The following is a 17,647-nucleotide window of genomic DNA, read 5'->3' on the forward strand; positions in this document are numbered from 1 at the left end:
TTACACTTATCACCATGTCTAGTTCACACACCCCCAATACCGAATTAACCGGCAGCCTGTCGCTGCGCACTGGCGACCATACCTGGGGTAGCGCCCGCCGTATGGCCTTGCTGGCCGCCATTGCCGAGCAGGGTTCGATCTCTGCCGCTGCCCGTCATATTGGCATCAGCTACAAGGCGGCCTGGGACGCCATCGACATCATGAACAATATGGCGGGCGAACCTCTGGTGCTGCGCAGTACGGGCGGTCATCGTGGTGGCGGTGCCACCCTGACGCCCAAAGCCGTCGAACTGCTGGAGCTGTATCAAACCTACGACCGGCTGCATCAACGCTTCATGAGCCGTATTGGTCGTTTAATGCCTTCCGTGGCAACTCAAATGGAGTTACTCCAAACCATGATCATGCAAACTTCGGCTCGCAACCAACTGCCCGGTATCGTTACCACGATTAAAACGGGAGCCGTCAACGACGAAATTCATGTGGATATTGGCCAGGGCCAAATCGTGGTCGCGTCCATCACACGAGAAAGCACGGAAAACCTGGGCCTGCGTGAGGGGCAGAAAGTTCTGGCCTTTCTGAAAGCGTCCTCGATCATGATTGGCACGGGCGACACCCGTAACTCCCTGTCCGCACGCAATCAACTGCCCGGCACGATTACCGATGTCATTACCGGTGCCGTCAATGCAGAAGTACGTCTGGAACTGCCACAGGGCCTGACAGTCACCGCCAGCATCACCCTGGACAGCACACAGCGCTTGCACCTGGAAGCAGGCCAATCCGCCTATGCACTGTTCAAGGCATCCAGCGTGATGATCGCTACGCTGTAAGAACTTCCAGATCCGCGCTGGTACAGCATTCGATAATGCGTCCATCGCGAATACGATAGACCTCTTGGGCCAGGGCCCTGGCATCCTCAGGATCGTGTGTGATCAGGATAGTGGGAATATCGATCTGGCTTTGCAACTGAGCCAGTTCAGCCCGCAAACGCGCACGCAAGTCCTGATCCAGGGCCGCCAAAGGCTCATCCAGCAAAAGCAGCTGAGGTTCAATAGCCAAGGCTCGCGCCAAGGCACAACGCTGCTTTTGCCCGCCCGACAGTTGGGCGGGATAGCTGCTTAATACCGACTCCAGCTGAAACGCTTCTACCCAACGCTGGGCAGCCACAGGCATGTCTCGCACGGAGCGGTTGAACAAGCCCGTGTTCAGACCAAAGCAAATATTCTGTGCCGCCGTCAGATGCGGGAACAGGCCGTAGTCCTGAAACAGGTACGCTACCCGACGCTCGCGTGGTTTCAGGTTGATGCCTTTTTCAGAATCAAAATAGACCTGATTGCCAATTTGAATGCGGCCATGGTCGGGCCGCAACAAGCCCGCCACGCTTTGCACCGTCAAGGACTTGCCCGAACCCGAAGGCCCGTACAAGGCAATATGACGGGCTTCGGTTTGAATCTGGATATTCAAGTCAAAATGACGGGCCTCGCTGACCACGGTGCGTTGAATCTGTACAGTCAGGCTCATTGCATCCCTCTTTTACGGCGTACGTGACGGGGTGACAAGGCACTGGTACTCCACAGGACCAGCACACAGGTAATCGAAATAATAGCGACCAGCACCAATGCCTGCTGATCCTCCCCTGCCTGGACTGCCTCGTAAATGGCGATGGACATGGTTTGGGTGCGCCCCGGTATGCTGCCCGCGATCATCAACGTAGCGCCGAACTCGCCCAAAGCGCGGGCAAAGGCCAGCAAAACGCCTGCCATGATGCCACGCGCTGCCAAAGGCAGGCTGACACGAAAGAAGATGGCCAAGGGCTTCAGACCCAGCACGCTGGCCGCATTTTCCAGGCGGGGGTCCACGTCCTCAAAAGCCGCACGCGCTGCCTTCAAAATCATGGGAAAGGCCACGACAGTGGCGGCAATCACCGCCCCCTGCCAGGTAAAGACCAGCTCAATGCCCATGCTGGAGAGCCATTGCCCAAAGGCACTGCGCCGACCCAGCAAGACCAGCAGGTAATAGCCGATGACGGTAGGCGGCAAAACCATGGGCAAGGTCAAGATGGAATCAAGCAGATCACACCAGCGCGACTGCCAGCGCGACAAGGCATAGGCCACTCCTATACCCAGCACACAGGCAAACAAGGTCGCCCAACCGGCGACCTTGAGCGATAAGCACAGAGGAATCCAAAGTGAAGTCATCCGACGATCAAAATCCTATCAAGGCTTGGCAAAACCGTATTTTGCCAGCACTTGCTGTCCGGATTCAGACATGACGAAATCCTGGAAAGCCTGAGCCTTGTCATTACGGCCTTCGCGCTGCACCAAGGCGATCGGGTAAGTGACAGGTTCCGTGGTCTTGAGCACTTCCAGCACTTCCACCTTGTCTTTCATGATGGCCGCGTCAGTCGCGAACACGAAACCGGCTTCCACTTCACCACGAGCGACATAATCCAGCACCTGGCGCACGTTCTGGCCCAGAATTTCACGCTGTTTGACTGCATCCCACTGACCGGCCTTTTCCAGAGCAGCCTGGGTGTAGCGACCCACAGGGACGACAGCCGGATTACCCAAAGCAACGCGTTTGACTTCCGCCTTGCCCAGATCGCCAGCGTTCGTAACCTTGGCAGGGTTGTCGCTAGGCACAATCAGCACAACCTGATTCTGCACAAAATTCTTGCGGGTAGCAGGATCCACAGCCTTGGCCTCTTCGGCCTTGTTCATGGCTTTCTGATCTGCCGAAGCAAACACATCCACAGGAGCGCCATTGACGATCTGCTGCAACAGCACGTCCGATGCCGCAAAACTGGTCAGCACTTTGGTGCCAGGATGCTCTGCCTCAAACTGGCCAGCCAATTCCTTGAAGGCGTTGGTCAGACTGGCGGCGGCGGCCACAACCAATTCATCGGCTTGCGCGGTGCCTTGCAAGAACAGGGATAAGGCAGCGACCGATACGACACGTTTGAACATTGTTTTCTCCTCCAAGGGCAGGTGTAACGAATTAGTATAATCAGGAAATATATATAGGTATATAGCGTAAATCTACCCTTCTGCTGAATGAAGCTCATCATCTCGGAGTGATAGCATGATGGCTTTCCAGCTACATTCCGGCTGCCAAAAGCACGCTTTACGACTCTTCCATCCTCATGACGCAAGCCAGTCTGATTTCCGATTTCATCACCATGCTCTGGTTGCAGGACGGCCTGTCTGCCAACACCCAACAAGCGTATCGGCAGGATCTGGAACGCCTGGAGGAATGGGCTCAACAAGAGCGCGAAGGCAAAGCGCTGGAACAGTTGGAAGCCAAGGATTTGCGGGAATGGATGGCCAGCCAGGCAGATCAGAGCAAGGCCAGCACAGCCAATCGCAGGCTGGCCACCTTACGTCGCTTTTACAACTGGACAGTGCAAGAAGGCATGCGGCAGGACGATCCCTGCCTGGAATTGAGCAGCGCCCGACAGGCCCCACGCGTCCCGCACACCTTGTCCGAAGAACAGGTAGAACGCCTGCTGGCTACCCCGGACATACATAATCCCTTGGGGCTGCGCGATCGCTGCATGCTGGAAACCTTGTATGCCAGCGGTTTGCGCGTCACGGAACTGACTGAACTGCCCTTGCAGAACCTGAGCCTGAGCGATGGCGTGCTGCGCATCGACCAGGGCAAGGGGGGCAAGGACAGGCTGGTGCCTTTGGGACAGGAGGCCCTGCACTGGATCGAACGTTATATGCAGGAGTCCCGCCCTGCCTTGCTGGGCCAGCGCCGCAGCGACTTTGTATTTATTACAGGACGCGGCACTTGCATGAGCCGCCAGTCTTTTTGGTTGATCGTCAAGAAATATGCGGTTCAGGCCGGTATTCTGGCCCCCTTGTCCCCGCACGTTTTACGTCATGCTTTCGCGACCCATTTGCTCAATCACGGCGCCGACTTGCGCGTGGTGCAGATGCTATTGGGACACGCCGACATTTCCACGACCCAGATTTATACTCATGTGGCACGTGAGCGCTTGAAAGCCTTGCACGCAGCCCATCATCCACGCGCCTGAGCGCACTACCAAGATATGGCTAAAGAAAAACACGTTAGCGAAACACCGGCCACACAGTGGCTACGTAAAAATGGCATTTCCTTTACCGAGCATAGCTACAACTATGTCGATCATGGCGGAGCCATGGAAGCGGCAGCCCAGCTGGGTCTGGACCTGCACCGGGTAGCCAAGACCCTGATCATGGAAGATGAAAACGCCAAGCCCCTGATCATCGTGATGCACGGTGACCGTGAAGTCTCCACCAAGAATCTGGCCCGCCAAACCGGCGCGAAAAAGATCGCCCCCTGTAAACCGGATGTGGCTCAACGCCATTCGGGCTATATGGTTGGCGGAACCTCGCCCTTTGCCACCCGCAAGGCCATACCCGTATGGCTGGAAGAAGAACTGCTGGAGTTTGACACCATTTACATCAATGGTGGCCGACGCGGCTATTTGCTGGGTATCAATCCCCAGGTTCTGATCGACAAGCTGGGGGCGCGCCCCGTACAGGCTGGCCTGGAAAAAGGCTGATCTTACTTGGCAGCAGGTATAAAAAGACGGCGCAGTCAGCCCGTCTTTTTTTTGTCACGCAATTGCTTGAACCCTCAAACGTCACAATAAACAGCCTGGTTCTGCTCCCTGCACTTCCTGCCACGCGCAGCCACCACCTCCTCCTCCTCCTCCTCCTCCTCCCGCAACTGGAACTGGAACTGGAACTGGAACTGGAACTGGATAGCAGCGGATTACAACACTGTCCGCTCCATCGCTCTTCATAAAAGCAGGAGATTGCACCTGTGTGACATTTCGCCAGATAATTCAAACCTGAATAATAAGAGGGGACCCCATGTTTCAATCCTTGCGCCAGCCCGCCGTCATGACGGTGACTTTGGCGGCTGCTGGCATCCTGATGGTTACCATGGGGATACGCCAATCCTTTGGCCTGTTCGTTGGCCCCATTGATAAGGCAACCGGCATGGGCATCATGTCCATCAGCTTTGCCATGGCCGTGGGCCAACTTGCCTGGGGGGCCATCCAGCCTATTGCCGGTGCCTGCTCCGACCGCTGGGGCCCGGACCGGGTTCTGATCGCGGGCCTTCTGACTCTGGCACTGGGCTGTGCGGTAACGCCGTTTATTGGTACCGGGCTAGGGCTGACCCTGACGCTGGGCCTGCTGGCCAATATTGGTTCGGGCGCGGCCAGTTTCTCCACCTTGATTGGCGCTGCCGCCCAACGTATTCCGGATCACGCCCGCGGTCAGGCCTCGGGCCTGATCAATGCCGGTGGCTCCTTCGGGCAGTTCGTCTTTGCCCCCGTGGTGCAAAAGCTGATCGGCTGGGTCGGCTGGATGTCGACCTTTTGGGTTCTGGCCCTGACCGCCCTGCTGACCCTGCCTCTAATTCGCAAGCTAAGTCCGGGCAGCAAGCCCGAAAAAGCCGCAGCCACCCCAGCTCCTGTTGTCAGCGGTCCCGGTCTGGCCGAGACACTGAAAAGCGCCATGAAGGATCGCAGCTACTTGCTGCTGAGTCTGGGCTTTTTCACCTGCGGTTTTCACATTGCTTTTCTAGTCACCCACTTACCGGGGGAAATTGATTTGTGCGGGCTGCCACCTTCGGTAGCAAGCTGGTCGCTGGCCTTGATCGGCCTGGCCAATATCTTTGGCAGTATTGCCGCCGGCTCCTGCATTGCCCGCTGGCGCAGCAAATACGTGCTGGCCCTGATGTATGCCTCGCGCGCCGTGCTGATCCTGTGGTACTTGATGATGCCTAAAACCGATCTGGTGTTCTACATCTTTGCCATCGGCCTGGGGCTGACCTGGCTGGCTACCGTGCCCCCTACCGCCAATATCGTCGCCAAGCTGTTTGGCACGCGCTATCTGGCAACCCTGTTTGGTCTGGCCTTGTTCTCGCACCAGATCGGCGGCTTTCTGGGCGCATGGCTGGGGGGGATCGCCTTGACCCGCTTTGGTGACTACAGCTGGATGTGGTGGGCTGATATTGTCTTGGCCGTACTGGCGGCCATCGTCAACCTGCCGATTCGCGAAGCCAAGATCAAGATGCAGGCGGCTTAGACAACTCGCAATCGAAACTTCACCAAGCAACAACACAAACGGTTGCCCAAAGAAGAACTCCGCTTACCCCCCTTATCAAAAAGACCCGCCATGGCTGGCGGGTCTTTTATTTGGTGTAAGCATAAGTCCTCGTTATAACGGGGCAAAGTCTTGCCCCCTTACAGCGCCGCGCAAGGCTGCTGCCTTATCGGTGGTAAAGAACGGGTTGCCCGAATAGTGAGCTTAGAACATGGTATTGCTGTTGGCCGCCTGCTCGGGCACGGCCTGAATCACATCCCAGTGCTCCACAATCTTGCCGTCTTGCACCCGGAAAATATCCATCACAGCCTGCCCGCGATCGGCCTTGCCATTGGTCGAATGCACATGCAGATAAACCAGATCGCCGTCTGCGGCACTACGCACAATCCGTGCGCGAGACTGCGGGTTCTCTTTGAAATAGCCATCAAAATACCCCACGAAAGGCGCTTTTCCGTCCGGCACCTCCGGGTTGTGCTGGATATAGTCCTCAGCTACGACCGCCGCCGCTTCCTGCACCTGATGCTTATTAAAGAAGCTGTCGTAAAAATCGACCACCAGCTTGCGATTGCTCTCTTCCTGAGCCACATCACGAGTCGGCGAATTGGCAGCCAACGCTGCATTTGTGCTCAACAAGAAAGAGCCCGCTAATAAAACTGGAGATACCCATCGAATTAAACCTTTCATCAGTCCCACTCCCTATTCAATAACCTACGGTGAAGCGCTGGCGCGAATGGGCAGGACGTTCAATCTCGTCCACCAAAGCGATGGCGTAATCCTCATAAGAAATCTTGCTGCCTTGGTCGGAGACCAAAAGGCTGTCTTTGCCGATACGGAATTTGCCTGTGCGCTGACCGGGGCCAAACTCTGCCGAGGGCGACAGGAAAGTCCAATCCAGTTCTTTTTCCTGACGCAACTGATCCAGAAAGGCAATGCCACCCAAGGCCTCGGTCCGGTAAGCGTCCGGGAAAGCAGGCTGATCAATCAATCGCTGACCGGGGGCCACCTCAAGGCTGGCGGCACCGCCTACCACCAGATAACGCGGCACACCGGCCGCACGAACCGCCGTAATCAGCTTGGAAGGATCTGACGACGCAAAACGAACCGCGCTAATTGCAATATCGTGCCCTTTCAATAGCGCAATCAAACCATCCAGATCATTCACATCGCCCTGAACTGCGGTGACATTGGGCAGGCTGGCAATTTTTTCAGTATGGCGAGCAATCGCTGTCACCGTATGACCGCGATCCGAGAGTTCTTTCAAAAGGCGCGAACCGACTTCGCCAGAAGCACCTATCAATGCAATACGAGACATAACAGCTCCTTGTGTGCTCAAATAAAGACTTGGTCTAGAAAGTAGACCATTAAGCGTGATGCTAGACAGTTTTTTGACAGCCCACAAGAAGTCACGCAGGCCATACCAGGTCACACGGAAGTGACTATTGAACACAGGAAAGCAAGCCGCCATGTCCTCATCAAGCGCAGCCACATTGGCTTCCAGCCCCATTCAGGAAGAATTTGAACAACCCTGTCCCATCCGGGATGTACTGGATCGGATTGGCGACCAATGGAGCCTGCTGATCCTGGAATCGCTGGCACCGGGCACCCTGCGCTTTAATGAGCTGGGTCGGGAAATCGGTGATATTTCCCGTCAAATGCTCTCGCGTACGCTCAAAAGGCTGGAAACCGATGGGTTTGTACAACGGACCTTATACGCCGAAGTACCGCCCCGCGTGGAATACACGCTGACCGAATTGGGGCAGTCTTTTCTGGTACCTATGCGAGAACTGGTGAAGTGGGCAGACGTACACCACGCCCGTATCTGTCAGGCGCGGCGGGAAGCTCAGGTGCAGTGAGAAAGCCAATCCAGCAGAAACAAAAAAAGCCGCATTACGCGGCTTTTTCTTGGACGACGGGGTCAAGCCGCACTGGCCGGCAAACCGAACACCCGGTCAAAGGTCCAGCTGAAGATAAAGGAATAAATCAGGAAGAACACCAGAATGGCCACTTCCATACGCAAGGCTTCCAGCAAGCCGACCTGATACCACCACATATACAAAGGCACGATAGCAATCACCAGACCAGCCTCAAAGCTGATGGCATGCACACTGCGGCGCAACAGACTGCGGCCTTTGACAGCTTGGCGGGATTCCCAATGCTCGAACGCCGTGTTGAACACGTAGTTCCAGACAATCGCAATCACCGAGATCGCCACAGCAATGGGCGCGGACTCTGAAGCCTCCCCACCGGCAAAGTACGCCAGCAAGAAAGAAGAAAAAACAATGGCAAAAAACTCGAACAAACCCACGTAAAAAACGCGGCGTTTCCAACCCTGGAGTGTCATGACTACCCTGCTGCGGTGCATCAGCCTGGCACTGAAAGAGATTCAGCCGGACGAGACGATGCGTTCAAAAATGGAGTGGCAAATCCGATGCACAGGCCCTCAGCCCGCATCGAAGCTGCAATAAAGCGCACAATCCTACCACAGGCAAGCAGACGGTTTGCAGGGCAGCTCCAATAACCCTTTTCAAACCCGATCGGGCAATATTGTTACCCAAGCCTTACGCCATTCACAGCCCGTATCACTCCTCATCAAATCGCATAATCTGTACGCCCCGCAGCATTTATGGTGTCAGTTCCAACCCTCAACCTCTGGACTGGAGCGAACAATGACATTACATAAAGCCAACACCGAACAGCTGCATGAACTCTTGTATCAAGCCCTGGAAACTGAATTGGGTGGGGAGCAAGTCTATAAAGCAGCCATTTCCTGTGCCAATAACGCGGACCTGAAAAAAGAATGGGAAGGCTACCTGGAAGAAACACTGACACACCAACAGGTGCTGAAAAGTATCTTTGAGGAGCTGGCACTGGACCCCGCCAAACAAACACCCGGCCGACAAGTACTGAAACAGATCGCCTCTGCACTGGTCAAGGCCATGGGGTTGGCCAAACAGGCAGGGGATCCGAAAGCGGCAGAGCTGGTCGCATCCGAATGTGTCATTCTGGCCGAAACCAAAGACCATCTGAATTGGCAGTTGATTGGCCTGGTTGGCGAGCAGAGCAAAGACAAGAAACTGGCGACTTTACTCAAACAGGCTCATGACGCCGTCGCTCCCGATGAGGGCCATCACCTGTACCATACCCAGGGTTGGTCTCGCGAGCTGTGGATTCAATCCTTGGGATTTCCTGCCGTGCTGCCTCCGCCAGAAGAGCAAAAGCAAGTCGAAACGCCGATCGGGGCCTCGCGGGCCGAGCAGCAACGCAACAAGATGCTGTAAAAAAAGGGCCGCAAGGCCCTTTTATCTTTATGTATCGCCGTCCAGACGTCGGCGTGCTTTCAACGCGATGGAAGAATAATAGGCCTCCAATTTCTTGAGCTGTTTTTCATCCAGCTCCTCAACATCAATCAAGCGCTCATTGGCATCTGTCAGTGAAATAATCAGCTCATCAAGTTTTATATGCAGTGCCTTGCTATCTTTATTCTGATTTTGCTGAATTAAAAACACCATCAAGAAAGTAATAATCGTGGTTCCGGTATTGATAATTAACTGCCAGGTCTCCGAATAATTAAAATAAGGCCCGGACAAGGCCCAGACCAGCACGGCTAAAACAGCAACAGAGAACATGATGGGCGAGCCGGCAAAGCGGGTCACGGTCTTGGCAAAGCAGTCAAACAAACTGTCTACAGAATCTGGCTTGCAAGGTTTGACCACGGGTGGCTCCTCCTGCCTGCACGCAGAGGAGGAAAACGGGTCTTTTTCCAAGGAACGCTTGTCATTTTTCATGGCAAATTCCTTATAAATAAAAGCAGTTTAGTCGGGAGCCCGCCTCATATATTTCAAATAAAAACGAAACTGGGCAAAATTCAAACACAGCTCGATCAAGGACACACCTGATCTTCCTGCCATCGACTTGAGTCACACCGACGACAAGCCAGCCAAACGATTTGACCCAGCCTTATCCCCTTGTCTGATGCAAGGATAGACAAGAACTCCTCTATTTTTTTTACGGGTATTTGCGAACGAAATATCCTTTTACAGCTGACACTACCCAAGCCCCAACAAGATTTGTAAGATGCGGGCTGACTATCTTGCTTTCAGTTTGATAGTTTTTGTAGAAAGTACATTGCTGTCTTTTTTTAAAACACGCTATTTCCCATAGCCTTTATTTAAAAAGGAGCAAGAAGTGGGCAAGATTGACCATAAAACCATGTGTATTTTGTGCCAGACTCTGCCGCTTTCCAAAGCGCATACACCTAAGCATGCTTATATGGAACGCGTCACCAAAACAGAGGACTATGGAGACCAGGGAGCACAGAGCCTGTTTCGCTGCTCCGTTTGCCAAACTCACTGGCTTTATCAACAAGACAAATGGAAAAGTTGTCTGGGATTCAAGCTCTGGACCGGGAATGTAGATGACTATCTGTCCTCAACAAGAAATCCCGGCAAAGCATGGGGACAGCAACAGAACCCCAGAAGCTCATCTCCGGGTTTTGACAATCGACCGTTCCATTAGCGCCTCCCGCATTCCATAGCGCGCATGACTCTTGAATTGTCATCATGAACGATTAGTCAGGTGCTCAAGCCAGCCTTGTTGCTCAAAACAGGGCTGGCTCGAAAAAAGAAAACGAGCGGGCACGAACAGCACTGCGCAAAAAGCACAGGATGCTAATCATCAAGTGGGATATCAAAGCCCGGCCTATCAGAACGAGCCTTCAGGACCATGAAGCCGGGCAGGCGTCATGCATAAGAATGGCGGGCCCAGCAGGAATCGAACCTGCAATCTTCCCTTAGGAGGGGAAAGTTATATCCATTTAACTATGGGCCCGGTGGCTTGTCTGCGCAGTGGGCCCAGGCGGGCCAGACACTACATGCACCGCAGGAATCCAGGCTTTACAACACGCAAGAGTAGATTCGACGCCCTCTCTTGTTCGTAAAAAACCAGCCATTTTCCTGCCTGCTGCTACCGAAAGTGCTACAGCAAAAGAACGGTCCAAAGACCCTGTCCTGCCGCCGTGCGCTTCTAAAAAAGCAGTCGCAAAGTGTACCAGCTAGACCGCGGGGACGAAAGGATTGAAACAGCTCAACAAGGCTGCCCCGCAGTGCTTCAAACAAGCATGAAAAAATCCGCATCACGAATGATTTCACCGCTGAAAATCCGCGTCAAAACCAGGTCTGGAACGCCCTTACCCTGTCCCTCCACCATCCAAAACGAACACCGAAACCCAATCAGCAAGCCACCTCCGGCTCTTTCTAGGACAAACCCCAATCTAAATATGTTGTTAATATATTTAGAAAATATTAAGATCCATTCCATGCTTTGACGCTGGCCGCCAGCCTGCGACGGAGCTGGACTATAAAAAAACCACCGGAGACAAACATGAAATCCAAACTTGTTGCATCCACCCTGGCCGGCCTGTTTCTGCTGAGCAGCGTGGCCTCGGCGCAAGCGGCCGAAATCAGTTGGCGCGTACCAACTTCCGTACCCGAAGGCTCCCCGTTTTATCAGAATTTTCTGGAGCGTTTTGCAAAGAACGTGAAGCTCATGACGGGGGATCGTGTCGAGATTCAGCCCTTTGGAGCAGGTGTTATTGTTCCCGCCCTTAAAGTTTTTGAAGCGGTAGAGACCGGCGTGGTAGAGGCGGGGCACTCCACCTCCAGCTACCTGGTCAACCAGGACCCGGCCAATGCCATTTTTGCTGGCTACCCCGGTGGCATGGGACCTGATGCTTATCGCGTCTGGCTGTATGAAGGCGGCGGCAAGGAAAAACTGCAGGAGCTGCGTTCCAAAAACGGTCTCAAAACCATGATTGTCGGTTTGGGTTCGACGGAAGTGCTGGCCCACTCCAACACCCCCATCCGAACTGCAGAGGACTTGAAAGGCCTGAAATATCGCACTTCCGGTGCCTGGGCGGACGTAATGAAAGACTATTTCGGTGCCGTTCCCACCGTGGTGCCACCCGGCGACACGTACACCCTGTTGCAGCGCAAAGGGGTCGATGCGGTGGAATGGGCTACCCCCTCCTCCAATACCCCCGAAGGTTTTCATCAGGCCGCCAAATACATTGTGGTCCCTGGTGTGCATCAGCCCACCTTTATGTGGGAAGTCGTCCTGAAGCAGGAAACCTGGGATAAAGTGCCGGCCGATTTGCAGCAACTGATCGAGGCCGCTGCTGAACTGACCACCCACCAATCCCTGGACTACTTCTACAACGCCGACATCAAAGCCATGGAGAAGTACCGCCAGGGTCGCAATGAAGTCATCACTCTGGACCCGGCCTTCATCAAGCAATTGGCGGATGCCGGCAATGATTGGGTACACAAGAAAGCCGAAGCGCAAGCGCAATCGGGCAACGACTACATGAAGAATTTGCTGACTGATTACGACGGATTCCTGAACCGTTGGCGCAGTGAAAGCAATTACCTGATCCGAGACTAAGTCCCACTTTCTGAAGGAGAGCTGCCATGCTGCAGCCTATTTCAAAACTGATCGACTTTATCGCTCTTGCAAGCGCTCGGCTGGCGGAAATGGCGGCGGCAATCCTGGTCACCGCCATGGTATGGGAAGTGTTTGCCCGTTATGTTCTGCATGCCCCCACCGTCTGGGCCTTTGATGTGGCGTACATGATGAATGGGGCTATTTTTCTGCTGGGCATGGCCTGGGTGATGCGTCAGAACGAACACATCAGCATTGATGTGGTTCGCAAGCACTTGCCCAAGTCCCTGGCCCGTATGTCTGACGTGCTCCTGTACCTGCTGGTGCTGTTTCCGCTGTTTGCCATCTTGAGCAAAGTCGGGATACAGAAAGCCTGGATGGCCTGGAAGCTGAACGAAGTCGAAATGGTCAGCCCCTGGGCCCCGGTGATGTGGCCCTTCTACGCCTGCATTGCGATTGGCCTGATCGCCTTTACCTTGCAACTGCTGGCCCATGGCTTGCGCTGTGCGGTCAAAGAACAGAACACTGCTGACGTCGAGGTGAGCCCATGAATTTATGGATCGCCGGACTGATGTTCCCTGCTCTGTTCCTGCTGATTTTTCAGGGCATGCCCGTGGCTTTTGCGCTGATCCTGCCCGCTTTTCTGGCCGGTTGGTACGCCTTTGGCCCCATGGTCTTTGACCAGATGTATGGTGCTTTGTATGGAGCGGCCACCAACCATATCCTGTCAGCGATTCCCATGTTTGTGCTGATGGGAGCCCTGCTGGAGCGCTCGGGCATTGCCGCACGCCTGTTTCGCACCATGCAGTTATGGCTGGGCGGCCTGCCAGGCGGGCTGGCCATTGCCACCATCGCCATGGCGGCGACCTTTGCCGCTGCAGCAGGCGTGGTTGGCGCGGTAGAAATCATGGTGGGGCTGATGGCCATCCCGGCCATGAAGCGCTTTCGCTACAACAACTCGCTGATCGCGGGCACGATCTGCGCCGGGGGCTCCCTGGGCACCATGATTCCTCCCTCGGTGGTCGCAGTCGTCTATGCCTCCCTGGCACAGGTTCCGGTTGGCGAGCTGTTTGCTGCCATGCTCTTTCCGGGCCTGTTGATGACCACGCTCTTTGTGGCCTACATCCTGATCGCCACCACGCTCAAGCCAGAGCTGGGCCCACGGGCAGATGACGAGGATATGCGCCGACCTTTGGGGGAAAAAATCAGTATCACAATGCGTGGTCTGGTTCCCATGATGCTGCTGATCATCGCTGTTCTGGGTTCCTTGATGAAAGGCATCGCATCACCCACCGAGGCCGCCGCCTTGGGCGCTGCTGCCGCCGCTGTTCTTTGTATCTTCTACCGTCAGTTCAACTGGGAAGTTTTCAGTGGAGCCTTGCGAATCACGGTACGCATTACGGCAATGATCATGCTGATCGTGGCGGGAGGCACCATGTTTACCGGCGCCTTCGCGGCCAATGGAGGTGCCAAGCTGGTACAGATGCTGACCAGCGACTTGGGACTGGGCAGTACAGGTACGATCATTCTGTTCCTGGGCATCGTCTTTCTGCTGGGCTTTGTACTGGACTGGACAGCGAACGTGCTGATTTGCGTTCCGCTTTTCCTGCCCTTTATTGTGGCAAGCGGGCTGGACCCCTTATGGTTTGGCGTGATGGTGATCGTTGTCATTCAGACCAGCTATCTGACACCGCCTCTGGCCTCATCCATTTTCTACCTGCTGTCCATTGCCCCGAAAGACATGACCTACGGACAAGTTTGTCGAGGTGTAGTGCCGTTTATTCTTGCTCAATTGCTGACCTTGCTGATCGTCGCCCTGTTTCCGGCGATTGCCACCTGGCTACCCCAGCAAGTGTCCGGCTTTTAACGCAATTTTTATATTGGAGTCTCCGTGAGTAGCGCCCCCACCCCCTCTTCTCGTGCCGCTGAAATCGCCTATCAAGCGATTGAGCAGTTAATTGCCACTCTCAAACTGGAGCCTGGTCAGGCCATTGTAGAAAGTGATCTGGTGGAAATGACAGGTTTGGGACGCACCCCCTTGCGTGAAGCCCTGATGCGCATGGTGGCCTTGGGATTGATCGAGCAACAGCCCCGCCGCGGCCTGCGTGTCAGTGAAATCCGTGTGGCTGAACATCTGACTCTGATTGAAACGCGCCGTGTCCTGGAGCGCCTGATTGTGCAGGGCGCCGCCCGCTGGGCGACTCCAGCCCAGCGCAGCGCCTTGCTCGGTCACGCCCAGGCCATGGTGGATGCTGCCGACGCCAAGGATATCGACGCCTACATGCTGGCCGACCAGCATCTGGACGAAGTCATCCACCAGGCCTGTCGCAACACCTTTGCTGTGCAAGCGGTCACTCCCATGATCGTTCAGTGCCGACGGTTCTGGTACGCCTATCAATATGAAGGGGACCTGGAGGCCGGAGCCCAAGCTCATTTGACCCTGGCCGAAGGCATCCAGGATGGAAACCCCGAACAGGCCTTGCAGGGCTCCGAGACGCTGATGGCCTACCTCAGCGCCTTCACCCGCAAAGTCATCGAATAAACCGATAGATCAACTATTAATAATCTGGAGACATCATGAATCTGAACGGAATCCTCGTTCCCATCGTTACCCCGTTTGACGCCAACAACCAGTTAAACGAAGCTGCGCTGGAACGTCTGGTTGAGTGTTTTATTGAAGCCGGAGTAGGCGGCATCGTGGCTTGTGGAACCACGGGCGAATACTACGCGCTCAGTGCACAGGAGCGTCGCCGCGTGCTGGAGATTGTTGCCAGAACTGGCCGTGGCCGCACAACACTGATTGCCGGCGTAAACTCCATGTCACCTGCCGAGGCCATCAGCCGAATCCGTGAAGCGGAAGAGCTAGGGTATGAGGCACTGATGCTCTCTCCCACCCCTTACAGCCTGCCCGGCCAGAATGAAGTGGTGGCGTATTTCAAGGAGGTCGCCGCGGCCACTGAACTGCCCATCGTCATGTACAACTTCCCGGCACGCATTGGCATCCAGATCGAGCTTGAATCCGTTTACGAACTGGCCAAGGTCAAAAACATTGTGGGCATCAAGGAGAGCAGCGGCAACTTCAGCCGGGTGGTTGCCATGGTCAATGCCAATCTGCCCGACTTCCAGGTTGTTTGCGGCTGCGATGACCAGGCGGCCGATTTCCTGTTCTGGGGCGTGCGCAGCTGGATCAGTGGCGGAGCCAATGTGTTTCCGGCCGAGCAGGTCCAAATGCTGAAAGCCGCCGAGCAAGAAGACTGGGACACGGTACGTCGCATGATGGCTGCCATGTTGCCCGCCATTGCCGCCATGGAGTCGGGCAACTACAACCAGAAAGCCAAACTGGGCTGCGTGCGTCACGGCATTGATGTCGGTTCGGTACGCTTGCCTCTGCTGCCAGTCGACGCGCAGGAACGAGATGACTTCCTGGCCCAGATCAACGCTTATCAAGTAGAACAGGAGGCTTGAATGCCCACGCAACAAGAGACTGTCTTTGAGTTGGCCCGCGCCGGAAAGCTGCACGCTTCCCATTTGATTCCTGGCTATCAAACCACGGCTTCGGCCCTGCTCGATAACGTCAGCCCTATCGACTTGGCCGTAATTGGCAAAATCGCTGCCGGCCAAGCCTCGGATGTACAAGCAGCGGTCGCTGCCGCGCGCACAAGCTTTGAGTCCGGCGAATGGTCTGAGTTGTCTCCGGCAGAACGCAAGAAAATCATGCTCAAATGGGTGGCCTTGCTGGAGCAACACGCCGAGGAACTGGCCGCACTTGATTGTGTGGACGCAGGCAAGCCCATTACTGAATGCCTGAACACCGACATGCCCGCCACCATCGATACCTTCAGCTGGTATGCAGAGACGGCCGATAAATGCTTTGGTCGAATTTCCCCAACCGGCTCCGACGCACTGGGTTTGATCACCAAGGAGCCCATTGGTGTGGTGGCGGCCGTCCTGCCCTGGAATTTCCCGGCTCAAATGTACGCCTGGAAAGTTGCCCCTGCGCTGGTGTGCGGCAATTCAGTCATTGTGAAACCGTCCGAGCTAACCAGCCTGAGCGCCTACCGCATGACACAGCTGGCACATCAGGCAGGCGTTCCCGCAGGAGCCCTGATCTTGATCACAGGCACAGGCGAGGAAGTCGGAGAGCCTTTGGGCCGGCACGGTGACGTGGACATTGTGTCGTTTACCGGCTCCACCGAAGTGGGTCGCCTGTTTCTGAAGTATTCCGCAGAAAGCAATCTGAAGGAGGTCGTGCTGGAATGCGGCGGGAAAAGCCCCCAGGTCGTTTTTGAGGATGCCCTGCTGGACGAAGCAGTTCCGTCCATCCTGGCGGCCGCATTCTGGAACATGAGCGAAAACTGCAGCTGCGGCTCCCGCCTGATCGTACACAGCAGCCTGAAAGATACGCTACTGCAAAAACTCAAACAGGGGCTAAGCTCCTGGAAAGTAGGTCTGCCTACGGACCCGGATGTGTCTATCGGGCCGATGGTAGAACAAGCGCACTTTGAAAAAGTGGCCAGCTTTCTGCAGAACCCCGGCAAAAACGCCAAGTTGGTTCATGGGGGGCGCATTCACAGTGACCTGGGCAGTGGTTGGTATATCGAGCCCACCATCTTCGATCACATCACCCCGGAAGACCGCCTGTTCCAGGAGGAAGTGTTCGGCCCCGTTCTGGCCATCACGACCTTCGAGACAGAAGAGCAAGCCATCGCCTTGGCAAACGATACCCAATATGGCCTGGCCGCCTCCCTCTACACGCTTGATGTACGGCGGGCGCAGCGTGTCTCGCGCAAAATCAAGGCAGGCACCGTTTCGGTAAATGGCTTTTCCGAAGGTGATATCACCGCGCCCTTTGGCGGCTTCAAACTGTCCGGTTTTGGCGGCAAGGACAAGGGAATGGAAGCCCTGGATCAGTACCAGCAAACCAAGGCCATCTGGTATGTGAACCAGTAAGCCACTGCTTGCATAGCCCCGGCATTAATAAACCGGACGCTGCACACCGCCCCCCCTTCCAGACTCCTGGGCATACAAGCGGGGGGTGGTTCTTACCACTGAGCTGCTCCGGTTTTTTGAGCAGGTATGACATCCTGCTTCCAGCTCTTGCCCGGCAAGCT

The 17,647-nt window shown here is 55.3% G+C and carries 19 protein-coding genes and 1 tRNA gene; 12 read left to right on the forward strand and 8 right to left on the reverse strand.

Translation table 11 applies throughout. The features are described from left to right. Positions 1-14: 14 nt before the first annotated feature. Positions 15-827 carry a TOBE domain-containing protein gene (locus tag OSH04_RS05640; protein ID WP_137431442.1) on the forward strand — a complete coding sequence of 271 codons (813 nt, stop codon included), beginning with the start codon at positions 15-17 and terminating at the stop codon, positions 825-827. On the opposite strand, the gene OSH04_RS05645 is transcribed toward OSH04_RS05640, so the two are convergent. Genes OSH04_RS05645 through modA form a run of 3 tightly spaced genes read right to left on the reverse strand, consistent with a single transcriptional unit; the run spans position 817 to position 2,963 of the window. Further along, positions 817-1,518, reverse strand: a complete 702-nt coding sequence (locus tag OSH04_RS05645) for a sulfate/molybdate ABC transporter ATP-binding protein (protein ID WP_266108090.1) — start codon at positions 1,516-1,518, stop codon at positions 817-819. The genes OSH04_RS05640 and OSH04_RS05645 overlap by 11 nt on opposite strands. Continuing rightward, entirely contained in the window at positions 1,515-2,195 is a 681-nt protein-coding gene (gene modB, locus OSH04_RS05650; protein WP_009461324.1) for a molybdate ABC transporter permease subunit, read from the reverse strand. Before modB ends, OSH04_RS05645 begins: the two co-directional genes overlap by 4 nt. 18 nt (positions 2,196-2,213) lie before the next feature. Next, the gene (gene modA, locus OSH04_RS05655; RefSeq protein ID WP_266108091.1) at positions 2,214-2,963 is read right to left on the reverse strand and encodes a molybdate ABC transporter substrate-binding protein; all 750 of its coding nucleotides are present in this window, start codon (positions 2,961-2,963) and stop codon (positions 2,214-2,216) included. A 176-nt stretch (positions 2,964-3,139) separates the two neighbouring features. Between modA and xerD the strand changes: the two genes are divergently transcribed. The 3 genes from xerD to OSH04_RS05670 all read left to right on the forward strand — a co-directional run bounded on the left by xerD (position 3,140) and on the right by OSH04_RS05670 (position 6,083). Beyond that, positions 3,140-4,036 carry a site-specific tyrosine recombinase XerD gene (gene xerD / locus OSH04_RS05660; protein ID WP_266108092.1) on the forward strand — a complete coding sequence of 299 codons (897 nt, stop codon included), beginning with the start codon at positions 3,140-3,142 and terminating at the stop codon, positions 4,034-4,036. A gap of 15 nt (positions 4,037-4,051) precedes the next feature. Then, a complete protein-coding gene (ybaK, locus tag OSH04_RS05665; protein WP_266108093.1) occupies positions 4,052-4,546 on the forward strand; it encodes a Cys-tRNA(Pro) deacylase in 495 nt (164 codons plus the stop codon). A gap of 313 nt (positions 4,547-4,859) precedes the next feature. After that, complete coding sequence (locus tag OSH04_RS05670; protein WP_266108094.1) at positions 4,860-6,083, forward strand: MFS transporter; 1,224 nt, start codon at positions 4,860-4,862, stop codon at positions 6,081-6,083. A gap of 222 nt (positions 6,084-6,305) precedes the next feature. Here OSH04_RS05670 and OSH04_RS05675 read toward each other — a convergent pair whose 3' ends face one another. Both OSH04_RS05675 and OSH04_RS05680 read right to left on the reverse strand, forming a co-directional pair. Continuing rightward, a complete protein-coding gene (locus OSH04_RS05675; RefSeq protein WP_083054084.1) occupies positions 6,306-6,785 on the reverse strand; it encodes a nuclear transport factor 2 family protein in 480 nt (159 codons plus the stop codon). 16 nt (positions 6,786-6,801) lie between these two features. After that, entirely contained in the window at positions 6,802-7,413 is a 612-nt protein-coding gene (locus tag OSH04_RS05680) for an NAD(P)-dependent oxidoreductase (RefSeq protein WP_009461315.1), read from the reverse strand. Between the two features lie 151 nt (positions 7,414-7,564). Between OSH04_RS05680 and OSH04_RS05685 the strand changes: the two genes are divergently transcribed. Beyond that, complete coding sequence (locus tag OSH04_RS05685; RefSeq protein WP_203145041.1) at positions 7,565-7,954, forward strand: winged helix-turn-helix transcriptional regulator; 390 nt, start codon at positions 7,565-7,567, stop codon at positions 7,952-7,954. Positions 7,955-8,016: 62 nt separating this feature from the next. On the opposite strand, the gene OSH04_RS05690 is transcribed toward OSH04_RS05685, so the two are convergent. Then, positions 8,017-8,442 (reverse strand): PACE efflux transporter, encoded by a 426-nt coding sequence (locus OSH04_RS05690; protein WP_009461311.1) that lies wholly within the window; start codon positions 8,440-8,442, stop codon positions 8,017-8,019. Positions 8,443-8,767: 325 nt separating this feature from the next. On the opposite strand from OSH04_RS05690, the gene OSH04_RS05695 reads away from it, so the two are divergent. After that, a complete protein-coding gene (locus tag OSH04_RS05695) occupies positions 8,768-9,379 on the forward strand; it encodes a hypothetical protein (RefSeq protein ID WP_035270998.1) in 612 nt (203 codons plus the stop codon). A gap of 27 nt (positions 9,380-9,406) precedes the next feature. Here OSH04_RS05695 and OSH04_RS05700 read toward each other — a convergent pair whose 3' ends face one another. Continuing rightward, positions 9,407-9,886 (reverse strand): low affinity iron permease family protein, encoded by a 480-nt coding sequence (locus tag OSH04_RS05700; RefSeq protein ID WP_026485221.1) that lies wholly within the window; start codon positions 9,884-9,886, stop codon positions 9,407-9,409. 967 nt (positions 9,887-10,853) lie between these two features. Then, a tRNA-Arg gene (locus OSH04_RS05705) sits at positions 10,854-10,928 on the reverse strand. A 552-nt stretch (positions 10,929-11,480) separates the two neighbouring features. On the opposite strand from OSH04_RS05705, the gene dctP reads away from it, so the two are divergent. The 6 genes from dctP to OSH04_RS05735 are packed head-to-tail and all read left to right on the forward strand — an operon-like array spanning position 11,481 to position 17,486. Next, positions 11,481-12,539 carry a TRAP transporter substrate-binding protein DctP gene (gene dctP, locus OSH04_RS05710; protein ID WP_266108095.1) on the forward strand — a complete coding sequence of 353 codons (1,059 nt, stop codon included), beginning with the start codon at positions 11,481-11,483 and terminating at the stop codon, positions 12,537-12,539. Between the two features lie 26 nt (positions 12,540-12,565). Then, the gene (locus tag OSH04_RS05715; RefSeq protein ID WP_009461299.1) at positions 12,566-13,087 is read left to right on the forward strand and encodes a TRAP transporter small permease subunit; all 522 of its coding nucleotides are present in this window, start codon (positions 12,566-12,568) and stop codon (positions 13,085-13,087) included. Then, complete coding sequence (locus OSH04_RS05720; protein ID WP_226349781.1) at positions 13,084-14,403, forward strand: TRAP transporter large permease; 1,320 nt, start codon at positions 13,084-13,086, stop codon at positions 14,401-14,403. Before OSH04_RS05715 ends, OSH04_RS05720 begins: the two co-directional genes overlap by 4 nt. Before the next feature lie 24 nt (positions 14,404-14,427). Further along, positions 14,428-15,078: a GntR family transcriptional regulator gene (locus OSH04_RS05725; protein ID WP_035271006.1), complete on the forward strand. Its 651-nt coding sequence runs from the start codon at positions 14,428-14,430 to the stop codon at positions 15,076-15,078. 35 nt (positions 15,079-15,113) lie between these two features. Beyond that, positions 15,114-16,001 (forward strand): 4-hydroxy-tetrahydrodipicolinate synthase, encoded by an 888-nt coding sequence (gene dapA / locus OSH04_RS05730; RefSeq protein ID WP_035271009.1) that lies wholly within the window; start codon positions 15,114-15,116, stop codon positions 15,999-16,001. Beyond that, complete coding sequence (locus OSH04_RS05735; RefSeq protein ID WP_060185635.1) at positions 16,002-17,486, forward strand: aldehyde dehydrogenase; 1,485 nt, start codon at positions 16,002-16,004, stop codon at positions 17,484-17,486. Positions 17,487-17,647 lie beyond the last annotated feature (161 nt).

The sequence above is a fragment of the Alcaligenes nematophilus genome (assembly GCF_026344155.1).
Lineage (GTDB): Bacteria > Pseudomonadota > Gammaproteobacteria > Burkholderiales > Burkholderiaceae_B > Alcaligenes > Alcaligenes phenolicus.